Source organism: Streptococcus mitis (assembly GCF_023109235.1).
GTDB lineage: Bacteria > Bacillota > Bacilli > Lactobacillales > Streptococcaceae > Streptococcus > Streptococcus mitis_DA.
On the sequence record NZ_JALDUC010000010.1, the window covers coordinates 702 to 13,451 of the forward strand.

General features: G+C 42.2%; 5 protein-coding genes and 1 pseudogene. All 6 read right to left on the reverse strand.

From position 1 onward, the window contains the following. Nucleotides 1-4,037: DUF1542 domain-containing protein (locus M1F55_RS06915; RefSeq protein ID WP_247947557.1), on the reverse strand; the 4,037-nt coding region annotated here is incomplete at its 3' end. A gap of 554 nt (nt 4,038-4,591) precedes the next feature. Further along, nucleotides 4,592-5,026, reverse strand: a pseudogene (locus M1F55_RS06920) (Rpn family recombination-promoting nuclease/putative transposase); the annotation flags it as partial. 4 nt (nt 5,027-5,030) lie between these two features. Continuing rightward, nucleotides 5,031-5,978, reverse strand: coding sequence for an Rpn family recombination-promoting nuclease/putative transposase (locus M1F55_RS06925; RefSeq protein ID WP_247947559.1), 948 nt, complete (start codon nt 5,976-5,978; stop codon nt 5,031-5,033). Nucleotides 5,979-6,078: 100 nt separating this feature from the next. After that, a complete protein-coding gene (locus M1F55_RS06930) occupies nt 6,079-7,767 on the reverse strand; it encodes an alpha-L-fucosidase (protein WP_247947560.1) in 1,689 nt (562 codons plus the stop codon). A gap of 1 nt (nt 7,768) precedes the next feature. Next, entirely contained in the window at nt 7,769-11,557 is a 3,789-nt protein-coding gene (locus M1F55_RS06935; RefSeq protein ID WP_247947561.1) for an Ig-like domain-containing protein, read from the reverse strand. Between the two features lie 183 nt (nt 11,558-11,740). Further along, nucleotides 11,741-12,625 (reverse strand): SPFH domain-containing protein, encoded by an 885-nt coding sequence (locus M1F55_RS06940; protein ID WP_004235732.1) that lies wholly within the window; start codon nt 12,623-12,625, stop codon nt 11,741-11,743. Nucleotides 12,626-12,750: the final 125 nt, after the last annotated feature.

Sequence of the window (12,750 nt, forward strand, 5' to 3'; positions counted from 1 at the left end):
TTAACTAAGTCTGTTGCTGGAATTACCGCTGTTTTTCCTTCTGGTGTTGTTACTGTTGCGTTTCCTTTGTCGTCTACTACTACAGTTGAACCTGGGTTGACTGCTTTAACTTTGTCTTCGATTGCTTTCTTCTCAGCATCTGTAAGTTTTTCTGGGTTTGTTACTGCAGTTTTATCTGCTGGTTTAACGATGTCGTTTCCTGCTTTTGGTTTAGTCGCAGCTTCTGGTGATTTAACTAAGTCTGTTGCTGGAATTACCGCTGTTTTTCCTTCTGGTGTTGTTACTGTTGCGTTTCCTTTGTCGTCTACAACTACTGTTGCATCTGGATTTACAGCTTTAACTTTATCTTCGATCGCTTTCTTCTCAGCATCTGTAAGTTTTTCTGGGTCTGCTACTACAGTCTTATCTGCTGGTTTAACGATGTCGTTGCCTGCATTTGGTTTAGCTGCGTCTGCTTCTGACTTAGTCAAGTCTGTTGCTGGAACTACCGCTGTCTTACCTGCTGGGGTTGTAACTGTTGCGTTTCCTTTGTCATCTACAACTACTGTTGCATCTGGATTTACAGCCTTAACTTTATCTTCGATCGCTTTCTTCTCAGCATCTGTAAGTTTTTCTGGATTTGCTACTACAGTCTTATCTGCTGGTTTAACGATGTCGTTGCCTGCATTTGGTTTCTTAGTATCTTCAACAGTACGTACTAAGTCTTCTACAGGAATAACTTGTGTTTGACCATCTGGAGTTGAAACTTTAGCATTTCCTTTGTCATCAACTACTACAATTGAATTTGGATTTACAGCTTCAACTGCTGCTTTAATTTTCTCCTTCTCAGCATCTGTCAACTTAGCTGGATCATTTACGACTACTTTATCAGCTGGTTTAACTACGTCGTTTCCTGCTTTTGGATCATTTGCTGTATCAGCAGTTTTCACTACTTGCTCAGGAGTGATGATTTCTTGGTGACCATCTGGAGTTGTAACAGTAACATTTCCATCTGCATCTTGAGTGATTTCTTTAGCATCTGGATTTACTTTCTTAACAGCTTCTAACACCTTAGCTTTTTCAGCATCTGTCAAAGCACTTGGATCATTTACAAGAACTTTATCAGCCGGAATATTCACTTCACCTACAGCTTTAATAGCCGCTTTATCTGACTCTTCAATTCCATTAACAGCTTCTGCTGTTTTCGCTGCATCTACAGATTTTTTAGCTTGTTCTGCAATCTTATCTACTTGAGCTTTAAGATCTTCTTTAGCTTTAGGAGTCAAGTCGTCACGAGCATCGATTGCTGCTTTTTTAGCTGTTGCTTCGTCATCAATTGCTTTACGAGCGTTTGGTTTATCTTCTACAACTGGTACAGATTTTTCGATTTCTTTTTCAGCTTCTTCTTGAAGTTTTTTAACTTCAGCATCTGTTCCAGCTTTATCGATTTCTTTCTTAGCTTCTTCAGCTAGAGCTTTAGCCGCATCTGCTGCAACTTTCTTCTCATCATCTGTTGCATCTGGAGTGTTTTCAATTGCTTTCAATTGCTCAGCTAATTTATCATCGATTGCTTTCTTGGCTGCTGGTTTAGTTACTGCTTCTGGATTTACAGCTGCAACCTCATCTACACCTGTTTTCTTAGCTGTATCTACTGCTTTTTGAGCTTCAGCTGCTTTTTCTGGTGTATCTGCGTTGTCTGGTTGTGCATCAATTGCATCTGTTGCTTCTTTCGCTTTAGCTTTTGCTTCTTCTTTAGCTGCTGCTTTCTCTTCTGTTGTTAAATCAGTACGAGCGTCGATTTGCTCTTCTTTCTTAGTCAACTCATCTGCTACTGCTTTTTTAGCCGCTTCTTTTGCTACTGGATTTACAGATGTTACATCTGCTACACCTTTATCTTCTGCACCAGCAACAAGTTTTTGTGCTGCAGCCGCTGCCTCTGGTGTGTCAGCATTGTCAGGTTGTGCATTAATTTTAGCAAGTTCTGCATCTGCTAATTTTTGAGCTTCAGCTTTTGCTGCTGTTTTCTCAGCATCTGTTAAATCTGTACGTTTGTCGATTTCAGAATTTTTAGCTGTTAAAGCATTCGCAATTGCTTCTTTAGCATTTTCTTTTGCCACTGGGTTTACTTTACCAATCGCTGTAGTTCCAGCTGTTTTAGCTTGATCTACCGCGTCGTTAGTTGTTGCAGTGTCGATAGCTTTAGTTGCTTCTGCTGCTGCAGCATTATTTTTCGCAATAGCTGCATCTTTTTCTGCTTGTGTTAGATTTGGATTTGCTTTAATTGCATCTTCTTTAGCTTTACGAGCTGTTTCTACGTCTGCTTTTGCTGCATCTTTTTTAGCTACTACTGGGTTATCAGCAGAAATTGCAGTTGTACCAGATTCTTTAGCTGTATCAAGAGTTGTTTTTGTAGTAGCATCATTAATTGCTGTTAAAGCTGCTGTTTTATCAGCATTTACTTTAGCAATTGCCGCTGCTTTTTCTTCATCAGTAGCATTTGGAGTAGCATTAATGGCTGCAATTTTCTCAGTTGCTGCTGTGTTTACTGCATCAATCGCAGGTTGTTTATCTAGTTTAGTGAAGTCTGTTAATGGTCTTACATCTTTAGAACCATCTTTATATGTTGCAACAATGTTATTACCTTCTTTAGTAATTGTGGCAACTTTGTTATCAGTATTATCTACTGCCTCACCACGTTTAGACTCTAGATTTTTGTCTTCATTAGTTCTAGAATATTCTAATTTTGCTTTGATCTTAGCAAATTCTTCATCAGTTACTGCTGTTGGATCTGCTACTGCTACTTTATCTGCTTCTGTCGGTGTAACTATATCATATTTTTTAGCTTGTGCTTTTAATACGAATGTTACAGCCCCTGGGTCAGTTAGATATGTACCAACAACTTCTCCATTATTTTTATTTTTTACTGCATTATTAGCAATCTCTGCACCATCTGTATCTGTTGCTGTTGCAAAACGAGTTACAAGCTCTAACGAGTCATTTTCTGTTTTCGGAAGTCTATCCTGTGCAATACCAGAAACTTGTCCAGTAACTTTAATTTTTGCTGGTGTTGCAGTTTCAGAATTAATCGCTGTTACAGTGAATCCCCATTCATTATCTTGTAGATCTGGATTTCCACCAACGTTATTTAAAGCAATATTTCCACCTTTTTTAAGGGCAGCTGATTTAATTTTTCCTGAATCATCGTTAAATGTAATATCAACATCAGCTTCTTCTCCAGTATAAAGATATACTTCTTTTTTATTTGGAGCTGGGTCTGAGTATGGAATTTCCGCTACAGGTTTTTGATTATCTGTTGCTTTTGTTCTAAACGCATTATCTTTATCTAATACTTTACCGTTACGTGGGTCGTTAGAACCTGTGTTTTCGATTGAGTTAGTACCAGCTTTTGGTTCTGTGTTTTCTGCTTTTTTACCTACAGTTGGTTGTACGTTAGTAGTGTCTACTTCTGGAGTTACTTTCGGAGCTTCTTTTGGTTTGTTTTTTAACCCTGAACTAACAAACGTCACTAGTTTCTGATAAGCCTTTGTCAATTCATCTTGAGTAGTTGCAGAAGCGAGTGTAGACTCAGCAGAAGCCAATTCACCATTCAAAAGAGCAAGGCTTTCCTCTGTTTTATTAGCATACTTGCCTGCAGAAAGTTTTGATTTAACTTCTGAAATGTAGTTTTCAAGTTGCTTTTTGTCCAAAGCTGGAGTTGTTACTTCTGGTGCAGCTGGTTGTGTTGACTCTTCTGCAATTGGTTGTGCTGCTGGTTTAGCAGTAGGTTCCGCTACACCTGTATTGTCTACTTGTTTTGTAGTATCTCCCTGAACCTTATCTAATCCAGTATTTTCATCATTTGGTTTAACTTTAAGCTCTGATTCGCCTTGCGGTTGAACAGCAGTCATATCAGCTGATACAGCACCATTTCCTAAGAACATGAAAAGAGCAGCAACGGCTACACTAGCCGCACCAAAGCTATACTTGCGGATTGAATAGCGTGTTACCTTTTCACGATGTAGACGCTCAACGCGACTCATTGATGATTTGTTGTCCATTAATTTAGGATCTCCTTTTTGAAATATATTTTGGATTTTCACGCGAAACTAGCCAATTCTTAAGCAACGGCTAATTATTATAGTTAGTGTGAATCCCTACATTGACTATTCTACTTTATTTTTGATATATATGCAACTAATTTAATTTAAAATTTTCGCAAAAAAAAAAGCGTTTTGGGAATGTAGGTAATTTTCAGAAAATTCCATTCCGCATTTTTTCACATTTTTATAAATAAAAAGTTCTAAGATTATTATATGTTGATATTTTGCTGTTTATCTGCGATTTGGAAAAATAAGGCATACATTGGTCGAAAAAGGTAAAATATATCAGTTTGAAGTATGAAACCATCTATTCTGACTTTAAAAAAAGAAATCATTCGTAAAAACAATATACTTCAGAAAATTAAAGATCAAACGAGAAAACTCCTCATGGACAGGGCACAATTGGCTAGATACAGCTAAGAGACGATGACATGGATTGGCGAGCCTCCTAAAGAGTATAAACACAAAACAAAACATGCTATCTTACGCGATAACATGTCATTTTTTACTATTTACAACAAGGCCTCAAACTCAGCAACGCTCATGCCCAATTGCTGGCTGGCAACCTCGGAAGTTAAAAGATGTTGGCGAACGAGATTTAGTAGCATAGACAGACTTCCTTCAACTTTTCCTCGTTCAAGTCCACGCTCTAAACCTTGTTCAATACCTTCAGCCCTAGCTGTTTCCAGGGCATAATCATGTGCTAACAAGGCTTGTTCTTCGCGCATACGTAGTTGACTAAACATTTTCCTGTCCTCCTCGGACCAGCTCTTATAGTCTAGCAGTTGATCTGCTTGGCTGATGGCTCGCTCGGGTTGCTGGGTAAAGGGCTTATTCCCGAAAAACTCCAACCACGGCTTGCGAATGCTATCTTTGCTGGTTTCTCTGTATTTTCTTAATTCCAAGAACGCCATCTTGACCAGATGGTTTTCCTGACCATTAGTGCTGGTCTTACAACAGAGCCTCAAACTCAGCGACGCTCATGCCCAATTGCTGGCTGGCAACCTCAGGTGTTAGAAGACCTTGACGGACTAGATTTACTAGCATAGACAAACTTCCTTCAAATTTTCCTCGTTCAAGTCCACGCTCTAAACCTTGTTCAATACCTTCTGCACGACCACGTTCCAATCCCTGTTCAATACCTTCCGCCCTAGCAGTCTCCAAGGCATAATCCTGAGCCAATAACGCTTGTTCTTCGCGCATACGTAGTTGACTAAACATTTTCCTGTCCTCCTCGGACCAGCTCTTGTAGTCCAGCAGTTGGTCTGCCTGGCTGATGGCTCGCTCGGGTTGTTGGGTAAAGGGTTTATTACCGAAAAACTCCAACCACGGCTTGCGAACGCTATCCTTGCTGGTTTCTCTGTACTTTCTTAATTCCAAGAATGCCATCTTGACTAGATGGTGTTCCTGTCCATTGTTTGTGATAGTTAAGACCTCACCTGTCGTGTCCTCGCGCATACTAAAGCTGTGAAAAGCCAAGTCATCTTGGAAGTAATTGCTATCCACGATTGCGATAGCGTAAACAGGTGCGATATGCTTGTAACTCTGGTGTGTATCACCTTCTCGTTGGCGGATTTTTTCAAGGTTTTGATTGACCTGACTGCACAAGTAAGCCCACAGGCGATTGATGAAAAAATTCTGATGATGCACCTGAATTTCAATGATAACCTGTGTCCCATTGTCCAACTCCGCCAAGACATCTATACTGGTATAGAAATCCTGCGCTGAGTAAGGTACGGAAGGCAAGACGTGAATGTTACTTCCCTCCAAAATCGTCACATTTTTTGCTGGTAAGTCCAGCATATCGCGAATAAACTGACAAGTGATTTCTGGGTTGCTAAAGATTTTCTTAGCTACCAAGTCATTGGTCGGGCTGATGCCCGGATGTCTTAAAATCATCCATTTCCTCCTTCTATTATACCATAGTTTGAAATCTAAGATTACTAGATTCGATGGTTCTATCTATTTATTCGAAAAGGAAATGAATTGTGAAGATATTTTATCTCGTTTCAACTAAAATATGAGCTTGATCAATCAACTGTCCATCAACAGTCAGATTCAGATAGAAATCCAAGGTCTTATCAGCAGCAAAATACAGGGTTGGTAGACACAAATCTTTTTTGCTTTCCCCTGCTTTGAATTGAAGGACTTGAATCTCGTCCTGGTAGGCGACACCATGGACACCTGTCCCCGGTTGAATCGAAACCTTAGCCTCCAAAGGAGTGTCACTTTCGCTACGTTCAATCCTAAAATGAAGAGTCTCTCCCTTTGCCACAGCTAGGCTTTTTTCTGCAAATGCTAGACCCTGAACAACTACTTTTTGTGATAAGCTAGGAGTTTTATAGAGGGAAATCTTGGTCAATACAGGCATAGATTGTGACTCTGTAATCATCACGCGCACCTTCTGTGCCTCTACTAGCGGACCTCGCAAGAGACGCTTATGACCAACTGTAAAGCCCGTACCAAATTCTTGCCAGACGCCGTCCACCTCTACTTGCACATGAAAAGCAGCGATTCGTTGGCCCAGCTTCAAATCTTCTCTTAACTCAAGCACATCGAAGATTTTGGGAGAACCTAAATCAATTTCTAGCTGGATGGGCAAGTCTACATCGCTTGCCCAAGAGCTGGTCTTAAGGCCATCTGTCAAATGGTGACAGGCAAAGTCTGCGGAAAGAGCAGAACCAGATACCTTAGCTCCCAGAGCCAAATCTTCTTTATAGAGCTCATTGCGATAAACGGCAAATTCATAAAGTCGTTCAATATCCTTTGCATCAAATAGCCCATCTTGATTCGGCGGAATATTAAGTAGGAGCGGGGTTCCTCTCCCCACTGAGTGAAAATAGATTTCGACCAACTCCTCAAGAGACTTAGGATCCTGATCCTCATGGTAAAACCAACCTGGCCGGATGGAAACATCTGCCTCACCGATTGAAAAAATCGTGCCAAACGAATCTCCGTGCTGAAGATAATCCAACTCTGCTTCTGTCCCTAGCTGATCTGGTTTCACCTTTTGCCATAGGGGATCACCTGCATACCCTCGTTCATTGCCAATCCAGCGTATACTAGTGCCTTCTGTTGAAAAAATCAAGCAATCTCCTTGCAAGTCACGAATGGTTTCAAACCATTTTTCAAATTCATAATTAACCTTTTGAGCGCCCTCTCCTCTGGCACCATCCATCCAGACCTCAGCAAATTTCCCTCCATTTCCATAGGCAGGATTTGATAAAATCTCCTTCAGCTGAGCCAGATAATAGGCATTATAGTCCGCTTCTCGGTCCACATGATAGATGGGGCTGTGGGCGTCCCACGGCGATAGGTAGACCCCCATATCCATATCAAACTCTGTGGCAGCTTGGGATACTTCAAGGAGCAAGTCTCCCTCTCCACTCCTCCAAGGACTGGCCTTGACCGAATAGTCTGTGTGAGCTGTCGAATAGAGGACAAAGCCATCGTGGTGCTTGACCACCAAAATCAACTTTTTAAAGCCCGTTTCCTTGAGCACGCGAATCCACTCACGCGCATCTAACCTTGTCGGGTTAAAGCGTTCAGGATCCTCCTGACCTGTCCCCCATTCCTGATCATAAAAGGTATTGGGGCCAAAATGGATAAAGGCTGCTAGCTCATCCTCTAAATAAGATAGCTGGGCCTGACTAGGCAAGGGGCCATGCGGTTTTATTTCTCTTACCATACTACTTCCTATCTACATTTTTCTTTACTTTTTTAGCATGTACTTGCAATTCTGTTAACGCTAGGGGACTAGTCAAGCCTTCAAATCGAAGACGAAGTGCATAAGTTTCCACCTTGTCAAATTCAAAACGAAGCTCCTCATCCTTGTCGCTTGAAACTTTTCGGATAGCTGATACAGGGCGCCAATTCTGCTCTTGCTTGAGCAGTGAATCCTTATCCAAATGATTTGGAGTTCGAGGCAAGGTAGGCTCATTCCCTACATAATAATCGATAAAGGTCGGCTCAACGGCCACATATTCTTGATTTTCAACATAATACAAGGTCAGGTTATCCACAAATCGCGGTTTTAAAATCCCTGCATCTCCAAAAAGAATGCCCACGCTGGCTTGCTCTGACTTGGTAATCCAAGTATTGGCTGTCGATTTCTTCCGAGCAATGACCTTGTCATTGAGGTAAGAGGCTAGGTGATTCGGTTCTGAATGAGAAGCAAAGACCAGAGGCAGGTTGGATCCTGTCCACTGATTGGAAATAACTTCCCCATCTACACTGGCATCTGTCACATGGATAGTGACTGTTGCCGGCAACTCACAGCTCGCTACTTGTCCTGTGAGCACACATTCTCCTACCTGAGCATAGATTTGAGAATCAAGCTCGTCCCAAGTCACCTTGGCCATATCTCGTCTGCCATCTGATAAGACTAGCTTGACTCGGTCTGGTAAGTGTGGGGGTTCCTTGACAAGCGTCCAAACCCTCTCAGGCTCAATAGCGCAAATCCCTTGAACACAAACCTGGGCAGAAGCCTTTAAATCCAGACCTTCTAGCTGACCAGATACCGTAAACTCATGAAATCTTGCCAAATCTTCTTCAGAAATCTCCTCCCAAATAACCTTGACTCGTTTTGTACCACCAGACTCATAGTCCACCAAGACCGAAGATGGAAGCTGTGGATAAGTCCCCTTATCTGTATACAAGCGAAGTGGTCTTACAGAAACTGCCTGCCCTAGTGAGGTATTTTCTGCAACCTGTAAGTGAGTTTGATAGGTTTTCCCTTGATAACTGGCGCGGATAGCCAAGTCGCCTGCAGACAAGCAATGAAGTACTCCCTGCTTGATAATGGCGTGGGCACTACCACTCGTCTCCCAAATCACTTCACTATTCCCCACCTTGTTCACAGGGTTATCCACAGTTTGTGGATAAAGTCCAATAGCTGGGGAATCTCCTTCTTGCAAACCTGACTGATCGTCCACTCGAATCTCCAACAAGCGCTTATTTTTCACTGGCTGGCAATCCAAAGCCTCTCCCACTAAAAGATCAAAACTTGCTGGCTCTAGCCCTCTGGCACTAGCTTTTACTCTTACTTGACCTACCTGCTCCAAGCTCTGAACCAAAAGGACACCTCTGCCATGAAAGGCTTTCCGCTTAAATCGACCATTTTTCTGAGCCTGATAACGTTCACGACTGGCCTGCCTTCCATTATCCACACCCACAATACGAGCAGGTCCTTCAATTTCAAAATGAATCTGATTGGAAGCAGTCGGTACCCAATTTCCATCCTTGTCCAATACATCAAAATAGAGATAGAGGAGGTCTTGCCCATCTGGCTCCAGTTGTGTTTTCTCGGCATGTAACCCGATTTGGGCTGGCTTGCCTGCAGTCACCACCCTATCTTCTGCCACAAGCTGCCCTTGACGGTCATAGGCCACAGCACGCAATTCTCCTGATTGATAAGGCAAACGCCATTCCAGATAGAGTTGGTCAGAACCTTGTCCCTCTTGGTATTTTCTGCCATCTGAAGTCCATTTTTCCTGAAAGGTCTTCCTACCTTGAGATTTTCCATTTAGAAATAGCTCTACAGAACCAGCATTTGAATACACTCGAACAGGGATATCCCCATACTTATCCACAACTTGTTGATAACTCTTGTGGATTTCCCAATTCCAGTGAGGTAAGATATGAACCATGGGATGCTGATCTAGGTCCACCCACTGACTTTGGTAGAGATAATAGTCATTTTTAGGAATCCCTGCTGTGTCCACAATCCCAAAATAAGAACTCTTGACGGGCGTGTCATTTTGATTGTGCCAAGGAGTCGGCTCACCGATATAGTCCACTCCTGTCCAGATAAACTGACCTGCATAGTCTAGCCGATTTCTATCTGCTATCCAAGAAGCCGTCGCTGTCTTCCCCCAAGGAACTCGATCATTTCCATAGTCTGACTGTTCAAAATTCCGCACGCGGCGATTATCCCCAACCCATTCCTTAGCTGGGCGAAAATAGCTATCACGCGTCCTTGTAGCCGATGAGGTTTCAGACCCATAAAGTCGCCACTTGGGATGTCTTTTGCGAATCCCATCAATATTGTCTTCCGAGTAATTCAAGCCCACCACATCCAGCAAATCAGCAATCTTTTCATGACCTCCAGACCCATCTCCGAAGCGGAACTGGTCCATTCCCATGGTCACAAAACGGCTATCATCAATCTCATTGACCATTTCTAGCAAGCGTTTAATCGTCTTCAATGAATGAGCATCGCCATTTGCTTCGCTGACTTCATTTCCCAAGGACCACATAAAAATCGCTGGATTGTTCTTACCACGCTCAATCATGGTGCGCAAATCATAATCTGACCAGAAATCGCCTGCTTTCGCTTCTGGATGAGTCGCTTCTTCCTCAAAAAAGCGACCATAATCATATTCTTTCTTGCCTCCATACCAGGTATCAAAGGCTTCTTCTTGAATAAGTAGCCCCATTTTAGCAGCCACATCCAGCAAGATACTACTAGCTGGATTATGGGTGATTCGAATCGCATTGACGCCCATTTCCTTCATCTGGCGCAAGCGTCTCTCAGCAGCTGACCTATTTTCCACAGCTCCCAGCGCTCCGTAGTCATGGTGCAAACAAACCCCATGAATCTTCAACCAGCGACCATTTAGAAAGAAGCCCTTATTCGCTTGCCAATCCATATAGCGGTAACCAAAGGTCTCCTCTTCTTCATCAACCAAAATGCCATTTTTGTATAGGCGAGTCTTCAATTGGTAAAGGTAAGGATGAACAATATCCCAAAGCAAAGGTTGGAAAATTGATATGACTTGTTTGAAATGATATTTTTCCCCAGACTCAATCATTACAGAATCAGTCACCTGCCAGTCTGACAGCTGTTGTCCATCATACCAGATACTCTGTTCCAAATACACCGACACGGACTGAGTTCCATCATTTGAAACCTTACTTGTAAGCTGAGTTTCCACCCATCCATCTCTTTGTTCCATTAGCTTGGGACTTTCTATCTTAATCCCATATAAATCCAGATGTACCGAATCCGTAATCAACAATTTCACTTCTCGGTAAATACCGCTACCAGAGTACCAACGACTGCTAGGTTGCTGATTTTCCACAAAAACCGCAAGCTGGTTGGCCGTCCCATCATTTCTTAGATAAGGCGTGATATCATAAGAAAAAGGTGTGTAGCCATTGGGATAATAGCCCAGCACTTGCCCGTTGATATAGACTTGGGCATTCATATAAACTCCATCAAACAACAAACGCACCGATACAAGACTAACATCTTCTTCCAAGTAAAACTGCGTCCGGTACCAGGCCTGACCCCCATTTAGCTGACCACCCTCATTTTGCGCTGGCGAATACTGGTCAAAATCATTGTAAATACTCCAGTCGTGTGGCACTTGAATAGCCTGCCAATTTTCTCTATGAAAATCCGGCGCCAAGGCCTCTTCTTTCCCCACCTCTTGGCTAAAAAACCAGTGATTTCGCAAAACTTCTTCTCTTCTCATACAGGCATTCCTCTTTAAACAACTCGATTTACTTGACTATAGCACAAAACAAAAGCGCTTTCAAGACTTCCTCCATCACTCCCTAAATCCTCAGAAAAGATTCTATAATTTGTGGAGGAGGATTTAGTTCTCAAAGATACAAGGGTGATACAAAAAGAGCCTGACTCCAGGCTCTTTAGTCTATTATTTCTTCTCAGCACGGAGGGCTGACAAGATTTGTGTACGGATATCATCAACACCATTTGGCGTATTTGGTAAAAAGATGGTTTGATTTCCTTTAGAAGCAAAAGTGTTCAAGGTATCCAAATACTGGTTGGTCAAGAGGATGGACATGATTTGTTCTTCTGTCATGCCAACATTGGCTTCCTTGAGTTCTGTGATAGACTCTGCCAATCCATCCACAATCGCCTTACGTTGTTGGGCAATCCCCACACCATGAAGGCGGTCTTTTTCTGCTTCGGCTTCAGCTGCAGTGACGATTTTAATCTTGTCTGCTTCCGCCAATTCTTGCGCTGCGACCCGCTTACGTTGCGCCGCATTGATTTCATTCATGGATTGCTTGACTTCTGCATCTGGTTCAACCTTGGTTATCAAGGTTTTCACGATAATATAACCATAAGTAGTCATTTCTTCTGCTACTTGGTGTTGGACTTCAAGGGCAATCTCATCTTTTTTCTCAAACAATTCATCCAAGGTTAATTTTGGAACAGAAGAACGAAGGGCATCTTCGATATAAGATTTAATCTGAGATTCTGGACGCATGAGTTTATAGTAGGCATCTGTCACGCTCTGCTCATTGACACGGTACTGAGTCGCCACATTCATCATAACGAACACATTATCCTTGGTCTTGGTCTCAACCACAATATCGCTTTGCAACAAGCGCAACTGAATCCGTGCTGCAATCGAGTCAATTCCAAAAGGCAAGCGAATATGAATACCGCTATTGGCAACCTTTTGGTATTTCCCAAAGCGTTCAATAATCGCCACCGACTGTTGACGAACCACATAAACTGTACTCAGTGTGACTATCACCAATAGGAGCACACAAACCACCACAAAAATCATCAAAAATGTTGCCATTATCGTGACCTCCATCATTATTTTTCCTGTATTATAGCACATTTAAAGAAGGCTGTGCAGTTTTAACTGCGATTTTTAAAAATAAAATGTTAACCATCTATTTTGTAACT